Genomic DNA, 15178 nt, shown 5'->3' with positions numbered 1-15178 from the left:
GTCCGTCAGGCGGACCTGAGGGGCAGCGGGCACTGGGTGCCGGATACGGTGGAAACACCATGAGCGCTTCGCAGACCTCTGCCGATCCCACTCTTCTCGTCAAGATCTTCGGGAAGGACAGGCCGGGCATCACGGCCGGCCTCTTCGACACCCTCGCCGCCTACTCCGTCGACGTGGTCGACATCGAGCAGGTCGTCACCCGTGGCCGGATCGTGCTGTGCGCGCTCGTCACCCAGCCGCCCGCCGCGCTGGAGGGCGATCTGCGGGCCACCGTGCACAGCTGGGCCGAGTCGATGAAGATGCAGGCGGAGATCATCTCCGGCCGCGGCGACAACCGGCCGCGCGGCCTCGGCCGCTCGCTGGTCACCGTTCTCGGCCACCCGCTCACCGCCGAGGCGACCGCCCGGATCGCCGCGCGGATCACCCGCGTCGGCGGCAACATCGACCGGATCTTCCGGCTGGCCAAGTACCCGGTGACGGCGGTGGAGTTCGCGGTGTCCGGCGTGGAGACGGAGCCGCTGCGCACCGCGCTGGCGACAGAGGCCGCGGCACTCGGTGTCGATGTCGCGGTCGTCGGGGCGGGCCTGCACCGGCGGGCCCAGCGCCTGGTCGTCATGGACGTGGACTCCACGCTCATCCAGGACGAGGTGATCGAACTGTTCGCCGGCCACGCCGGCTGCGAGGACAAGGTCGCCGAGGTGACGGCGGCGGCGATGCGCGGCGAGCTGGACTTCGAGCAGTCGCTGCACGCGCGCGTGGCCCTGCTGGAGGGGCTGGACGCCTCCGTGGTGGACAAGGTGCGCAGCGAGGTGCGCCTGACGCCGGGCGCGCGCACCCTGATCCGCACGCTCAAGCGGCTCGGTTACCAGGTCGGTGTCGTCTCGGGTGGATTCACCCAGGTCACGGACGATCTGAAGGAGCGGCTCGGGCTGGACTTCGCGCAGGCCAACACCCTGGAGATCGTCGACGGGAAGCTGACCGGCCGGGTCACCGGCGAGATCGTCGACCGGGCGGGCAAGGCGCGGCTGCTGCGCCGGTTCGCCGCCGAGGCGGGCGTTCCGCTGTCGCAGACGGTCGCGATCGGTGACGGCGCGAACGACCTGGACATGCTCAACGCGGCCGGCCTCGGGGTCGCCTTCAACGCCAAGCCGGTGGTGCGGGAGGCGGCGCACACGGCCGTGAACGTGCCGTTCCTCGACACGGTCCTGTACCTGCTCGGGGTCACCCGCGAAGAGGTCGAGGCGGCGGACGCGCACGAGGAGGGCTGAGCGGCCTGCGCCGGCCGCCTCCCGCATCGCCGTCGGGCTACTCCGACGGCGCCCAGTAGTCGAGCAGGGTGGCCACGCCCGGCTCCAGGGCCTTCCAGGAGCCGTCGAAGGACACCACGGCGAACGCGGCGGCCGGGAACCCACGGCGGCTCATCCGCTCGCGGGCGTCCTCCTCGGCCGAGCCGGACAGCACCTCGGCCAGTCCCTGGATACCCGGGTTGTGGCCGATGAGGACCAGGTTCCGCACATCGTCCGGCGTCTCGTTCAGCACGGTGATCAGCTCGCCGGGCGAGGCGTCGTAGACCCGCTCCTCGTAGACGGTCTTCGGCCGATGCGGCAACTCGTGGACGGCGAGCTTCCAGGTCTCGCGGGTTCGGGTCGCGGTCGAGCACAGGGCCAGGTCGAAGGGAACACCGGTGTCGGCCAGCCTGCGGCCGGCGACTGCGGCGTCCGTACGGCCCCGCTCGGCGAGTGGTCGTTCGTGGTCGGTCACCTGCGGCCAGTCGGCTTTCGCATGCCGGAAGAGGACAATCCTGCGGGGTTCTGCGACGCTCATGCGTCCCAGCTTCGCATGAAACAGGCCATGGGGCGCAGGGAGTTGACATGCGACTTCTTGGCCGGGGCGGAGGGCACGCGGCCGGGTCCGGGGACGGCGTCCCGGCGCCTGCCCGGGGCCGTCAGAGGGCGAGCAGTTCCCGGGCGTGCCGGAGCAGTTGGGTGATCGCGGGGTCGCCGGTGGCCGCCTGCGCGTCCGCCGGGTTGCGGATGAGGAGGAGCAGCACGACGAAGGCCAGCACGGGCAGCGCCAGGGCCCACCACGGCAGCCGGGGGTCGACGCCGGCGCCCGTGGTCGCCGGGCGGGGCCGGGTGTGCGTAGGGGCCGACATGATCGCCTCCGCTGGTCTCCGAGGTCCGCGGACCGCCTTTCGCGGTCACATCTCGAAGCTACGGAACCGGCGCGCCCCGGCCCATCCGGTGATCCACCCACTTCCCCCTGACCCGCGCCCCCTAGGGGATGGGGGGTTAACCCCACCATCGACCCTGAGGACCGGGCTCACGGACGCGCGGGCGTCACGGGACGCACGTGCGCCGCGGGGGTCACGGCGCCGCGAGGGTCGCGACGATGGCGATGATCACGAAGATGGCGAAGAACGCGCCGAGGACGAGCAGCATCTTCCGCTGGCCGTTCTTGGGGTTCGGGTCGAGCACAGGCTGCATGCGCCCCAGTCTCGCACCCTTCGTCCGGAACGCGGCCTCCGGGTCCGCCTCAGCGCGTCGCCTCGTCCTCCACCGTGCGGTTGCGGCCCGCCACGTATCCCACCACCATCTGCGGCACCATCAGGCCGGCCATGAGCGCGATGGGCAGCCCCCAGCCGCCGCTGCTCTGGTACAGCACGCCCACCAGGAGCGGGCCCGGGATGGAGATCAGATAGCCGGTGCTCTGGGCGAACGCGGACAGCTGGGCCACGCCCTGACCGGTCCTGGCCCGCATGCCGACCATCGTGAGCGCGAGCGGGAAGGCGCAGTTGGCGATCCCGAGGAGCAGGGCCCAGGCCCAGGAGCCGGCGGCGGGCGCGAGGTAGAGACCGGTGTAGCCGGCCAGGCCACAGACCCCGAGCACCAGCACGATCGGGCCCTGGTGGGGCAGCCGGGTGGCCAGGCGCGGGATGACGAAGGCCAGCGGCACCCCCATCGCCATCGTCACGGCGAGGAGCAGCCCGGCCTTGCCGGCGGGCACGCCCGCGTCCCGGAAGATCTGGGCCATCCAGCCCATGGTGATGTAGGCGGCGGTCGCCTGGAGCCCGAAGAAGACGGCCAGCGCCCAGGCGGTACGGCTGCGGGCGATGCGCAGCGGCGGCGCCTGCGCCTCCCGCGCGTGGGCCGGCGCCTCGGACACGGATCCGGTACGGGCCGTCGTCCGCGCGGCGGACCGGGCGCCCCGGTCCCGTACCAGCGGCAGCCACGGCAGCACCGCCACCGCGGCGAGCAGGGCCCACACCGACAGTCCGGACCGCCAGTTGCCGCCGAGCGCCCCGGTCAGCGGCACGGTCACCGCGGCGGCGGCCGAGGTGCCGAGGGCGAGGGCCATCGAGTACAGACCGGTCATGGTGCCGACCTGGTCGGGGAACCAGCGCTTGACGATGACCGGCATCAGGATGTTGCTGACGGCGATGCCCATGAGGGCCAGCGCGCTGGCGGCGAGGAACGCGGCCGTGCTGCCCGCGTAGGGGCGTATCACCAGTCCGGCGGCGATGGCGAGCATGCCCGAGCACACCACCGCGGCCGGTCCGAAGCGGCGGGCCAGCCGGGGGGCCATGACGCCGAAGGCGGCGAAGCAGAGCGGCGGCACGGAGGTGAGCAGACCGGCCACGCTGCCGCTCATGCCGAGACCCTGGCGGACCTCCTCCAGGAGCGCGCCGAGGCTGGTGATGGCGGGGCGGAGGTTCAGCGCGGACAGCACGAGGCCGACGACGACCAGGCGCGTGGTCCACGCGCGCGCGGCGCCGGACGCCCGCAGGCCATGCGGTTCCGGTTCCGGGACGGACGGGGACCCGGTCGTCGCGGCCGGGGTGCGTTCGGTGGTCGGGGTCGTCGTTCGGGTCGTTTCCTCGCGTGGCATGAGCACCATCATAGAATGATGGGATGATTGGTTGTCGACGGCTCGGGGGTCCGCCCCCGGGTCACGTGTCCGAAGGTGTGCCATGTCTCTGAGCCAGCCGCGCCGGTCGGCGCTGTCCGAACAGATCATCGCCGCGCTGCGTGGCCAGATCGCCACGGGCGAGTGGCCGGTCGGTTCCCGCATCCCGACAGAACCGGAGCTGGTGGAGCAGCTCGGTGTCGCCCGCAACACCGTCCGCGAGGCGGTCCGGGCGCTGGCCCACAACGGCCTGCTGGACATCCGCCAGGGTTCGGGCACGTACGTCGTGGCGACCAGCGAGCTGGCGGGCGTGATGCACCGCAGGTTCGCCGACGCCGATCCGCAGCACATCGCCGAGCTGCGCTCCACGCTGGAGTCGACCGCGGCGGGGCTGGCCGCGGAGCGGCGCACCGAGAAGGACCTCAAGCAGCTCCACGCGCAGTGGCTGCGCCGCGAGGAGGCCTGGGAGTCCGGTGACACGGAGGCGTTCGTGACCGCGGACGCCACCTTTCATCTGGCGGTGGTGGCCGCCGCCCACAACGACGTCATGACCGCGATGTACGCGGATCTGGGCGAGGTGCTGCGGGACTGGCTGCGCGCGGACATCGGCGCGGAGCTGACGCCGGACACGTACATGGACCACGCCCGGCTGCTCGACGCGATCCGAGCGGGCGACCGCGAGGCGGCCGCCGCCGCGGCGGCGACCTATCCGCTGATGTGCCGTCCGGGCCGGTTCACCTCGCCCGCGGGTGAGTGACCCGGACCGAGCGCGCCTTCCTTCCCGCGGCGGCCGGTCGTCCGAACGGCCCGCGCGGGAACGCGGAGGGCCCGCACCCCCTCGGGGTGCGGGCCCTCGGACGTCGCTGGGACCCGGCCAGGCCCCAGCGGCAGCGTCACGCGCCGATGGCGTGCAGACCGCCGTCCACGTGGACGATCTCGCCGGTCGTCTTCGGGAACCAGTCGCTGAGCAGCGCGACCACACCGCGGCCGGCCGGCTCGGGGTCCTTGAGGTCCCACTCCAGCGGAGCACGGGTGTCCCAGACGGAGGCCAGCTCGCTGAAGCCGGGGATGGACTTGGCGGCCATGGAGCCGAGCGGGCCCGCCGAGATGAGGTTGCAGCGGACGTTCTGCTTGCCCAGGTCGCGCGCCATGTAGCGGCTGGTGGCCTCCAGGGCGGCCTTGGCCGGGCCCATCCAGTCGTACTGCGGCCAGGCGTACTGCGCGTCGAAGGTGAGGCCGACGACCGAGCCGCCGTTCTGCATCAGCGGCAGGCAGGCCATGGTCAGCGACTTCAGCGAGAACGCCGAGACGTGCATGGCGGTGGCCACGGACTCGAACGGCGTGTTGAGGAAGTTGCCGCCGAGCGCGTCCTGCGGCGCGAAGCCGATGGAGTGGACGACGCCGTCCAGGCCGCCCAGCTCCTCGCCGACGACGTCGGCCAGGCGCCCGAGGTGCTCGTCGTTGGTGACGTCCAGCTCGATGACCTTGGTGGGCTTGGGCAGCTTCTTGGCGATGCGCTCGGTCAGCGTCGGCCGCGGGAAGGCGGTGAGGATGACCTCGGCGCCCTGCTCCTGGGCCAGCTTGGCCGTGTGGAAGGCGATGGAGGCCTCCGTGAGCACACCCGTGATCAGGACGCGCTTGCCCTCGAGAATTCCGCTCATGGTGATCAGTGACCCATTCCCAGTCCGCCGTCAACGGGGATGACGGCTCCAGTGATGTACGAGGCGTCGTCGGAGGCGAGGAACCGCACCGCGGCGGCGATCTCCTCGGGCTGCGCGTACCGGCCGAGCGGCACCTGCCCCATGATGTTCTCGCGCTGCTCGTCGGAGAGCGCCCGGGTCATGTCGGTGTCCACGAAGCCGGGGGCGACGACGTTGAAGGTGATGTTGCGCGAGCCCAGCTCACGGGCGAGGGACCGCGCGAAGCCGACCAGGCCGGCCTTGGAGGCGGCGTAGTTGGCCTGCCCCGCCGAGCCGAGCAGACCGACCACCGAGGAGATCAGGACGACGCGGCCCTTCTTGGCGCGCAGCATGCCGCGGTTGGCCCGCTTGACGACACGGAAGGTGCCGGTGAGGTTGGTCTCCAGGACCGAGGTGAAGTCCTCCTCGGACATGCGCATCAGGAGCTGATCCCGGGTGACGCCGGCGTTGGCGACGAGGACCTCGACGGGGCCGTGCTCGGCCTCGACCTCCTTGTAGGCCTGCTCCACCTGCTCGGGGTCGGTGATGTCGCACCTGACGGCGAGGCAGCCCATTTCCTTGAGGGCGGCCGGCGGCTCCCCCGAGCGGTACGTGATGGCGACCTTGTCTCCGGCGTCGGCGAACGCACGGGCGATGGCGAGGCCGATGCCCCGGTTGCCTCCGGTGACGAGAACCGAGCGGCTCAACGGATCACCCTTTCGATAGCGGACTGGAACCCCTGCCGAGGCAGGTGCCTTCACCGAAAACCTATCGGTCCGACCAGGTCGGCGGGCATTCGGGCACCGACAGTGGCGCCACCTGGCTCCTGTTGGGTTCCTACAGACGGCCTGCCTTCCGCGAGGAACGCCGCACCCCGGGGCAACGGGTGCCGCTCGTCCTCGTCCCCCGCCTCGGCGGGCCTTCCGCGCCTCAGGTGAGAGCCGGGTTTCCGCAGCACTTCTTGTACTTGCGCATCGAGCCGCACCAGCAGGGGCCGTTGCGCGGGGGCGGCCAGTCGGTGACGTGGCCGGTGCGGGCGAGTTCGTCCGCGTACGCGGAGCGGGTGTCCGAGGTGTCGGGGGTTCCGTCGATCCGCTCCGCGAGGGCCTCGAGTCCGGACACCGTGGCATGGCCGACCGCCAGGTGCGGGACCCCGCGCTCGGACAGCTCCCCGAGGGTCCGCTCGACCTGCCGGGTGTGGTCGGCGTGGTCGTCGCCGTACTCCCCGGCGGCTTCCGGGCTGCGTGAGCGCAGCCGCGCGAACTCCTCCGGCGGCCAGAAAAGGACACAGGTCCGGTGCGGGGCCACGGGCGCGGTCCGGTCCGTACGGTCCACGGGCGAGGTGTCCGTCAGGGCGGCGACCTCGGCGTGCAGTGCCTCGGCGCCGCCCTGCTTGAGCCGCCTGAGGTGGACGGGATCATGGACCTCGTCGAGCGGGCGTGCCCGGCCCAGCCAGGCCGACTCACGCCGCTCGTGCAGCTGGTCGGCCGCGTCGTCCCAGTCGTCGTGCGGGAACCCCAGCAGGCGCCGCACCCGGTGGCGCCCGATGACCAGGGTCTCCACGTCGAAGCCGTACGGGGCCTCCTCCACGGCGTCCGCCGTCACCGGGGTGCCCGCGCCCAGCGCATGGGTGAGGCCCGCCGTGAACCACTCGGCGGCCGCCGCCGGCTGGTCCACGCCCTCGAAGGCCTCGGCGACGACGTTCCAGGCGGCCGGGTGCCGGGGGTGGCGCGCACGGAACGCGGCTGCCGCGGCGCGGGCGTCCGTCTCCCGGCCCGCGTCCCACAGCGAACCGATCCGGAAGGCGTCCACCAGGTCCGGTTCCGAGCAGGCCCCGTTCCCCGGCTCCAGCAGTCGCTCGTAGACGGTGACCGCACGGCCGTGCTCGTCCGCTTCGCTCCAGGCGTCGGCCGCCTCCAGCAGAAGCTCCTCACGGTCCTCGGGACGCCGCTCCGCCAGCCGCTCGTACTCCCGCGCCGCCTGCGTACCGGTGGCCTCGGGCGGGACCGCGCCCGCCACGAGGGACCGGTTCGTCCACGCCCGGCCACCACGCCGCTTGCTGGACATGGCTCCACCGTAGTGCGCCCCGGCCGGGAGAGGCGTCAGACGGCGGCCTTCAGGGCCTTCGCCGTGCCCGTCGGAGCCTTCGCGGTGCGCCCGGGCCACAGGGGGCCCGTCACCCGGCGCAGTGCCAGGAAGCAGCCCGCAGCCAGCAGCCCGGCGACGGCCAGGACCAGCGCGGTGGTGGTGAGCTGGAGGGGCCAGAAGTGGGAAAGCGGGTGGAAGATGTTGTAGCGGCCGGTGAAGTCCCGGTACGCCGCGTCGCACTCCGCAGGGGTGTTGCACGACGGCATCGGCACATGGGCACCGTCCCGGGTCACCATGCCCTGCTCGACCTCCAGACCGGCGCCGGGCGCGAACCTGTCCACGGCGCTGGTGCGGGTGACCGCGGGCCACAGATGGGGCAGCGCCAGCTCCGCCAGTGCCCGCACACCCCCCGTGACCAGCACGCCCACGATCAGCGCGGGCAGCGCCCGGCGCAGGAGCAGTCCGGCCAGGGCACCGGCCGCGAGCCCGCAGAGGGCGAGTGCGGCGAGGGTCGGCCCGTTGGCGTGGAAGGTGAAGCGGTCGTACCACTCCTTGGCGCTGTCGATCCGGCCCTGGCTCGCGGCCCAGGCGCGGTGGTGCAGCCACCCCAGCAGCCCGGTGCAGAGGGCGACGACGAGTGCCGGGACGGCCAGCCGCACCGCCAGCCAGCGGGCCGGGGAGGTGGCCTGGGTCCAGGCCAGCCGGGCGGTGCCGGACTCCAGCTCCTTGCCGGTCAGCGCGGCGCCCGCCCAGGCGGCCACCGCGAAGGGCAGCAGGTTCAGCGCGATGGTGGCGTAGTTGTAGTAGTCCTTGTAGCGCAGGATCGCGTCCTGGCCGTAGCTGCACCGCGGGGACATGGCGCAGGCGTTGTACTGGCGCCAGCCCTCGGCCGCCGCGTCCGCGAGCGGGCCTGCCAGCGCGAGCAGCAGGGCGGCCAGGGCGAGCGCCAGGCCGGCCCAGACGCAGAGCGCCGGGCGGTGCAGCCGCAGCAGCCAGCGGGTCAGTCGGGGCCGGTCGGCGGTCGGGGTCGCGGCGGTCACGCGGCACGCTCCTCGGTCAGGGTCGGTGCGCCGGGGCTGCGCAGATGGGCGAGGACCAGTTCCTCCAGGGAGGGCGCGGTGGCGCGCCAGCCGGTGGCGAGCGGTCCGGCGGGGCGGATCAGCGCGGTGAGCTGGCGGCCGGTGATCCGGGACTCGACCACGGTGTGCGGGCCGAGGTCGGCGTCCGCGGCGGCGCCGGAGATCCGCAGATGGGCGGCCAGCAGTTCGTCGATCTCACCGGCCAGCCGGACCCGGCCGCCGCCGACCAGCAGCAGGTGGTCGCAGGAGTCCGCCAGCTCGGCGACGACGTGCGAGGACATCACGATGGTGGTGCCGTACTGGGCGGCCTGTCCCATCAGCGTGCCCATCAGCTCGTGCCGGGCCAGCGGGTCCAGGTCGGCCATCGGCTCGTCCAGGAGCAGCAGGTCGGGCCGCTTGCCGAGGGCGAGGGCGAGCGCGACCCGGGTGCGCTGACCGCCGGACAGGGTGCGGATCCGGGCGCCGGGATCCAGGTCGCCGCCCGCGACGACCCGTTCGGCGACGGCCGCGTCCCAGCGTTCCGGGTTGAGCCCGGCGCCCATGCGCAGGATGTCCGCGATGGTGAGCTGGGGGTAGAGCGGCTTGTCCTGGGCGACGTAACCGACCCGGGGGCGGGCCTCGGCCGGGGTGGTGCCGAGGACGGTCAGCGCGCCCTCGGTGGGCGCCGTCAGGGCGGCGGCCAGGGTCAGCAGGGTGGACTTGCCCGCGCCGTTCGGCCCGACGACGGCGCACACGCGCCCGGTCGGCAGCCGGAACGAGCAGTCCCGCAGGGCCCAGCCCGCACGGCGGCCGAACCGTTTCCCCAGAGCGTCGGCCCGCAGGGCCGTGTCGCTACTCATGACGGATCTCCCAGGAATTGCTTGTCGAGTACGGCGGTGAAAAGCGCGGCCACGTCGTCCCGTTCGAGTCCGGCCTCGTGGGCGCGCCGGGCCCACTCCTCCAGCTCTGCGCGGAGCGGGGAGTCGGCCGGTGCGGCGCCCAGTGCCTTGCGGACGAAGGTGCCGAGCCCGCGCCGCGCCTCGACCAGGCCCTCCCGCTCCAGTTCGCGGTAGGCCTTGAGGACGGTGTTGGGATTGATGGCGGTGGCCTCGACCACCTCTCGGGCGGTCGGCAGCCGGTCGCCGGGGCGCAGCAGCCCGAGGCGCAGGGCCTGCTTGGTCTGCTGGACGATCTGCACGTACGTCGCGACGCCGCTGTGCCGGTCGATGCGGTACTCGACCACGCGCTGCACCACCCTTTCACTAGTTAACTAGTGAAAGGGTGGTGCAGGAGAGGGGTGACCGTCAACCCGGCCGCCCGCTGCCTCCGGTTATGCCGGAAATGACAGCACGCCCCACACGTCGAGCCGGTGCACGGCCAGGCGAGGCGCGACTGGGTGGGTAACTCCGCGTGGCGCTTGCCGGGTTGGGCGGGTTGAGCGGAGGCGTACTGCTCCAGCGCTATGGCAAGCTGCGTTCCCGGGCCCTGGATTGCGGGGCCGGCGTGAAGCTGCTGGAACAGATGCGAGGAGCGCCATGACCACCGAACTGTCCTGGTTCAAAAGCTGAGTACACGTCGTACCCGGAGTTCACCTTGAAGGGATCCCATCCGTGCCCCATGAAGTAGATCAGTCGTTCCTCGCCCTGCCCCTACGCCCTCTCGCCGACGCCGCGCTCGCCCGCGCGCGGTCGCTGGGGGCCGAGCACGCGGACTTCCGGTTCGAGCGGGTGCGCAGTGCCGCCTGGCGGCTGCGCGACGGCAAGCCCTCCGGGTCGGCTGACACCACCGACCTCGGATACGCGGTGCGGGTCGTGCACGGCGGGACGTGGGGCTTCGCCTCCGGGGTCGACCTGACGCCGGACGCCGCCGCCAAGGTCGCCTCGCAGGCCGTGGCGATGGCCAAGCTGTCCGCGCAGGTGATCAAGGCGGCGGGGTCGGACGTGGGGGCACCTCCCACGCCGTTCAGGCAGTGGGGGAGGGTGGAGCTCGCCGATGAGCCGGTGCACGCCGAGAAGACCTGGGTCTCCTCCTACGAGATCGATCCCTTCTCCGTGCCGGACGAGGAGAAGTCCGCGCTGCTCGCCGAGTGGAGCGCGCGACTGCTCGCCGCCGACGGGGTCGACCATGTCGACGCCTCGCTGCTGACGGTGCACGAGAACAAGTTCTACGCCGACACGGCCGGGACCGTGACCACGCAGCAGCGGGTGCGGCTGCATCCGCAGCTGACCGCCGTCTCGGTGGACGGCTCCAGCGGCGAGTTCGACTCGATGCGCACCCTGGCCCCGCCCGTCGGGCGCGGCTGGGAGTACCTCACCGGCACCGGCTGGGACTGGGACGGCGAGCTGGAGCAGATCCCCGGGCTGCTCGCCGAGAAGATGCGCGCGCCGAGCGTCGAGGCGGGCCTGTACGACCTGGTCGTCGACCCCTCCAACCTGTGGCTGACCATCCACGAGTCCATCGGTCACGCCACCGAGCTGGACCGGGCCCTCGGGTACGAGGCCGCCTACGCGGGCACCTCCTTCGCCACCTTCGACCAGTTGGGCAAGCTGACGTACGGCTCCGAGCTGATGAACGTCACCGGCGACCGCACCGCCGAGCACGGCCTGGCCACCGTCGGCTACGACGACGAAGGCGTGGAGAGCCAGTCCTGGGACCTGGTCAAGGACGGGACACTGGTCGGCTACCAGCTGGACCGCAGGATCGCGAGGCTGACCGGGTTCGAGCGGTCCAACGGGTGCGCCTTCGCCGACTCCCCCGGCCATGTGCCCGTGCAGCGCATGGCGAACGTGTCGCTCCAGCCGGACCCGGCCGGGATGTCGACCGAGGACCTCATCGGGAGCGTCGACCGGGGGATCTACGTCGTAGGGGACCGGTCCTGGTCGATCGACATGCAGCGCTACAACTTCCAGTTCACGGGTCAGCGGGCCTACCGGATCCGCAACGGCCGGCTCGACGGACAGGTGCGGGACTTCGCCTACCAGGGGATCACTCCTCAGTTCTGGGGCTCCATGGCGGCCGTGGGCGGCCCGCAGACGTATGTCCTGGGCGGCGCCTTCAACTGCGGCAAGGCCCAGCCGGGCCAGATCGCGGCGGTCTCCCACGGCTGCCCGTCGGCCCTCTTCAAGGGCGTCAACATTCTGAACACCACGCAGGAGGCCGGTCGATGAGCCCGCGTACCAGCAAGCCGCACGAGATCGTCGAGCGCGCCCTCGCACTGTCCCGGGCCGACGGGTGCGTCGTGATCGCCGACGAGCAGTCCACCGCCAATCTGCGCTGGGCGGGCAACGCGCTGACCACGAACGGTGTCACCCGCGGACGCACCCTCACCGTGATCGCGACCGTCGACGGCCGGGAAGGCACCGCCTCGGGCGTGGTGTCGCGGGCGGCCGTCACCGAGGACGATCTCGAGCCGCTGGTGCGGGCCGCGGAGGCCGCCGCGCGCGGGGCGGGGCCCGCCGAGGACGCCCAGCCGCTGGTCGCGGACGTACCGCAGTCCCCCGACTTCACCGACGCGCCCGCCGACACCTCCTCGGCGGTGTTCGCGGACTTCGCGCCGGCGCTCGGCGAGTCGTTCGCCCGCGCGCGTGCCGGTGGCCGCGAACTGTACGGCTTCGCCAACCACGAGATGGTGTCGACCTACCTGGGCACGTCGACGGGCCTGCGGCTGCGCCACGACCAGCCGGCCGGGACGCTGGAGCTGAACGCCAAGTCCCCGGACCGCACCCGCTCGGCGTGGGCCGGGCGGTCCACGCGGGACTTCAAGGACGTCGACCCGGCGGCGCTGGACGCGGAGCTGGCCGTACGGCTCGGCTGGGCGGAGCGCCGGATCGAGCTGCCCGCCGGGCGGTACGAGACGCTGCTGCCGCCGACGGCGGTCGCCGATCTGCTGATCTACCAGATCTGGTCGTCCTCGGGCCGGGACGCCGCCGAGGGGCGCACGGTGTTCTCGAAGCCGGGCGGCGGCACCCGCGTCGGCGAGAGGCTGACCGAGCTTCCGCTGACGCTGCGCAGCGATCCGAACGAGCCCGGTCTGGAGTGCGCGCCGTTCGTGGTCGCGCACTACTCCGGAGCCGGCCACGGTGACCAGTCCGTGTTCGACAACGGACTGCCCACGCCCGCCACCGAGTGGATCTCCGCGGGCGAATTGCGGCACCTGCAGACGTCCCGGCACAGCGCGGGCCTGACCGGGCTGCCCCTCGCCCCGTCGGCCGGGAACCTCATCCTGGACGGGGGCGGCAACCGCTCCCTGGAGGAGATGGTCGCCGGCACCGAGCGCGGGCTGCTGCTCACCTGCCTGTGGTACATCCGCGAGGTGGACCCCGCGACGCTGCTGCTCACGGGCCTGACCCGGGACGGCGTGTACCTCGTGGAGAACGGCGAGGTGACCGGCGAGGTCAACAACTTCCGGTTCAACGAGTCGCCGGTGGACCTGCTGGGAAGGGCGACGGAGGCCGGGCGGACCGAGAAGACGCTGCCCAGGGAGTGGAGTGACTACTTCACCCGGGCCGCGATGCCGGCGCTGCGCGTCCCGGAATTCAACATGAGCTCTGTGAGCCAGGGCGTATAACCTCGTAGTCGGCTGTCACCCGACCGCCGAAGACCACTGAGCACCATCGCTTCACCTAGGAGACACGAGAACCGTGACGGACATCGTCGACGAGCTGAAGTGGCGGGGGCTGTTCGCCCTGTCCACCGACGAGGACGCTTTGCGCAAGGCGCTCGCGGACGGTCCCGTCACGTTCTATTGCGGCTTCGACCCGACGGCGCCGTCCCTGCACGTGGGGCACCTGGTGCAGGTGCTCACCGTGCGGCGGCTCCAGCAGGCCGGGCACCGGCCGCTGGCGCTGGTCGGCGGCGCCACGGGCCTGATCGGCGACCCCCGGCCGACCGCCGAGCGCACGCTGAACGACCCGGAGACGGTGGCCGGCTGGGTGGACCGGCTGCGTGGCCAGATCGAGCCGTTCCTGTCCTTCGAGGGCGAGAACGCCGCCGTCATGGTGAACAACCTCGACTGGACCCAGGGCCTGTCCGCGATCGAGTTCCTGCGGGACATCGGCAAGCACTTCCGGGTCAACAAGATGCTGACGAAGGACTCCGTCGCCCGCCGGCTGGAGTCCGACCAGGGCATCAGCTACACCGAGTTCAGCTACCAGATCCTCCAGGGCATGGACTTCCTCCAGCTCTACCGGAGGTACGGCTGCACGCTCCAGCAGGGCGGCAGCGACCAGTGGGGCAACCTCACGGCGGGCCTCGACCTGATCCACCGGCTCGAGCCGGACGCGGCGGTGCACGCGCTCGGGACGCCGCTGATGACCAAGGCGGACGGCACCAAGATCGGCAAGACCGAGGGCGGCGCGGTCTGGCTCGACGCGGAGATGACGACGCCGTACGCGTTCTACCAGTTCTGGCTGAACGTGGACGACCGGGACATCTCCCGCTACCTGCGCGTCCTGTCCTTCAAGTCCCGCGAGGAGCTGGAGGAGCTGGAGCGGCAGACCGAGGAGCGTCCGCAGGCCCGGGCCGCGCAGCGCGCGCTGGCCGAGGAGCTGACGACGCTGGTGCACGGCGCCGACCAGACGGCCGCCGTGATCGCCGCGTCCAAGGCGCTGTTCGGCCAGGGCGAGCTGACCGGGCTGGACGAGCGGACCCTGGCCGCGGCGCTGTCGGAGGTGCCGCACGCCGAGGTGACCGAGCTCGGCCCGGTGGTCGACCTGTTCGCCGAGGTCGGCCTGGTGCCCAGCAAGTCGGCCGCGCGCCGCACGGTGAAGGAGGGCGGCGCCTACGTGAACAACGTCAAGGTCACCGCCGAGGACGCGGTCCCCGCCGAGGCGGACCTGCTGCACGGCCGCTGGCTGGTGCTGCGCCGGGGCAAGAAGAACCTGGCGGCGGTCGAGGTCACGCGCGGCTGAGCCGGGGCACGGAGGCACGTGCGAAGGGGCGGTCCACCGGGGGTTCCGGTGGACCGCCCCTTCGGTTGCCTTCGGCCCGTGTGTCCGTGCTACGCCTGCTGGGCGTCCTGCCGTTTCTTGTTGCCCCACAGGGCCATGTACGCCATGTCGCCGACGAAGACGATGATGATCGCGGCCACGAGCTGGAAGAAGTGCCGGCTCCAGTCGATACCTCGGGTCGAGGCGACACCGGCGGCGCGGGCGACCGCGTTGCCGACGATCGCGCCGAGCATGCCGAAGATCGTGGTGAGCCAGATCGGGCTGTGCTGCTTGCCCGGGATGATCACCTTCGCGATGACCCCCAGCACGAAACCCACGATGATCGCCCACAACCAGCCCATGGCTGCCTCCTCGTCCGGCTCGACGTGAGCATTACGCCCAGTGTCGGGGTGGTCCCCGTGCGTCGCACGTCGGGTGCGGCCGACCGGAAGCCGCGGGTGCACCGCGGGGCGCGGCCCGGGCCGTTCGCGCAGGCAGAGGGCGGCCCCGCCCTCGTGGG

16 protein-coding genes are annotated in these 15178 nt (G+C 72.4%); 5 read left to right on the top strand and 11 right to left on the bottom strand.

Annotated elements, in window-relative coordinates:
* Window positions 1-59: 59 nt before the first annotated feature.
* Window positions 60-1268, top strand: coding sequence for a phosphoserine phosphatase SerB (gene serB / locus ACIHCX_RS04745; protein WP_400026517.1), 1209 nt, complete (start codon window positions 60-62; stop codon window positions 1266-1268).
* Between the two features lie 37 nt (window positions 1269-1305).
* On the opposite strand, the gene ACIHCX_RS04740 is transcribed toward serB, so the two are convergent.
* From ACIHCX_RS04740 to ACIHCX_RS04725, 4 genes are all read right to left on the bottom strand, one after another.
* Window positions 1306-1824 (bottom strand): SixA phosphatase family protein, encoded by a 519-nt coding sequence (locus ACIHCX_RS04740; protein WP_400026515.1) that lies wholly within the window; start codon window positions 1822-1824, stop codon window positions 1306-1308.
* A 121-nt stretch (window positions 1825-1945) separates the two neighbouring features.
* A complete protein-coding gene (locus ACIHCX_RS04735; protein ID WP_400026514.1) occupies window positions 1946-2155 on the bottom strand; it encodes a hypothetical protein in 210 nt (69 codons plus the stop codon).
* Window positions 2156-2366: 211 nt separating this feature from the next.
* Window positions 2367-2486: an SGM_5486 family transporter-associated protein gene (locus ACIHCX_RS04730; RefSeq protein ID WP_400026512.1), complete on the bottom strand. Its 120-nt coding sequence runs from the start codon at window positions 2484-2486 to the stop codon at window positions 2367-2369.
* Between the two features lie 49 nt (window positions 2487-2535).
* Window positions 2536-3888: a CynX/NimT family MFS transporter gene (locus ACIHCX_RS04725; RefSeq protein WP_400026511.1), complete on the bottom strand. Its 1353-nt coding sequence runs from the start codon at window positions 3886-3888 to the stop codon at window positions 2536-2538.
* Window positions 3889-3970: 82 nt separating this feature from the next.
* On the opposite strand from ACIHCX_RS04725, the gene ACIHCX_RS04720 reads away from it, so the two are divergent.
* On the top strand, window positions 3971-4663 hold the full coding sequence (locus tag ACIHCX_RS04720; RefSeq protein WP_400026509.1) for a FadR/GntR family transcriptional regulator: 693 nt from the start codon (window positions 3971-3973) through the stop codon (window positions 4661-4663).
* Window positions 4664-4799: 136 nt separating this feature from the next.
* Here ACIHCX_RS04720 and fabI read toward each other — a convergent pair whose 3' ends face one another.
* The 6 genes from fabI to ACIHCX_RS04690 all read right to left on the bottom strand — a co-directional run bounded on the left by fabI (window position 4800) and on the right by ACIHCX_RS04690 (window position 9974).
* Window positions 4800-5567, bottom strand: coding sequence for an enoyl-ACP reductase FabI (fabI, locus tag ACIHCX_RS04715; RefSeq protein ID WP_400026508.1), 768 nt, complete (start codon window positions 5565-5567; stop codon window positions 4800-4802).
* A 5-nt stretch (window positions 5568-5572) separates the two neighbouring features.
* Entirely contained in the window at window positions 5573-6292 is a 720-nt protein-coding gene (gene fabG / locus ACIHCX_RS04710; RefSeq protein WP_400026506.1) for a 3-oxoacyl-[acyl-carrier-protein] reductase, read from the bottom strand.
* A 223-nt stretch (window positions 6293-6515) separates the two neighbouring features.
* Window positions 6516-7652 (bottom strand): SEC-C domain-containing protein, encoded by a 1137-nt coding sequence (locus ACIHCX_RS04705; RefSeq protein WP_400026504.1) that lies wholly within the window; start codon window positions 7650-7652, stop codon window positions 6516-6518.
* A 35-nt stretch (window positions 7653-7687) separates the two neighbouring features.
* Complete coding sequence (locus ACIHCX_RS04700; protein WP_400026502.1) at window positions 7688-8713, bottom strand: ABC transporter permease; 1026 nt, start codon at window positions 8711-8713, stop codon at window positions 7688-7690.
* Window positions 8710-9591 carry an ABC transporter ATP-binding protein gene (locus tag ACIHCX_RS04695; RefSeq protein WP_400026501.1) on the bottom strand — a complete coding sequence of 294 codons (882 nt, stop codon included), beginning with the start codon at window positions 9589-9591 and terminating at the stop codon, window positions 8710-8712. Before ACIHCX_RS04695 ends, ACIHCX_RS04700 begins: the two co-directional genes overlap by 4 nt.
* The gene (locus ACIHCX_RS04690) at window positions 9588-9974 is read right to left on the bottom strand and encodes a GntR family transcriptional regulator (protein WP_400026616.1); all 387 of its coding nucleotides are present in this window, start codon (window positions 9972-9974) and stop codon (window positions 9588-9590) included. Before ACIHCX_RS04690 ends, ACIHCX_RS04695 begins: the two co-directional genes overlap by 4 nt.
* A 367-nt stretch (window positions 9975-10341) precedes the next feature.
* On the opposite strand from ACIHCX_RS04690, the gene ACIHCX_RS04685 reads away from it, so the two are divergent.
* The 3 genes from ACIHCX_RS04685 to tyrS all read left to right on the top strand — a co-directional run bounded on the left by ACIHCX_RS04685 (window position 10342) and on the right by tyrS (window position 14640).
* Window positions 10342-11898: a TldD/PmbA family protein gene (locus ACIHCX_RS04685; protein WP_400026500.1), complete on the top strand. Its 1557-nt coding sequence runs from the start codon at window positions 10342-10344 to the stop codon at window positions 11896-11898.
* Window positions 11895-13298 (top strand): metallopeptidase TldD-related protein, encoded by a 1404-nt coding sequence (locus ACIHCX_RS04680; protein ID WP_400026498.1) that lies wholly within the window; start codon window positions 11895-11897, stop codon window positions 13296-13298. Before ACIHCX_RS04685 ends, ACIHCX_RS04680 begins: the two co-directional genes overlap by 4 nt.
* Window positions 13299-13371: 73 nt before the next feature.
* On the top strand, window positions 13372-14640 hold the full coding sequence (gene tyrS / locus ACIHCX_RS04675; protein WP_400026496.1) for a tyrosine--tRNA ligase: 1269 nt from the start codon (window positions 13372-13374) through the stop codon (window positions 14638-14640).
* Window positions 14641-14729: 89 nt separating this feature from the next.
* Here the strand turns inward: tyrS and ACIHCX_RS04670 are convergent, their stop codons facing one another.
* The gene (locus ACIHCX_RS04670) at window positions 14730-15020 is read right to left on the bottom strand and encodes a GlsB/YeaQ/YmgE family stress response membrane protein (protein ID WP_400026494.1); all 291 of its coding nucleotides are present in this window, start codon (window positions 15018-15020) and stop codon (window positions 14730-14732) included.
* Window positions 15021-15178 lie beyond the last annotated feature (158 nt).

The organism is Streptomyces sp. NPDC052043 (assembly GCF_044548235.1).
In the GTDB taxonomy this organism is placed as follows: Bacteria; Actinomycetota; Actinomycetes; order Streptomycetales; family Streptomycetaceae; genus Streptomyces.
This window is presented reverse-complemented; position numbering and strand designations above follow the sequence as displayed.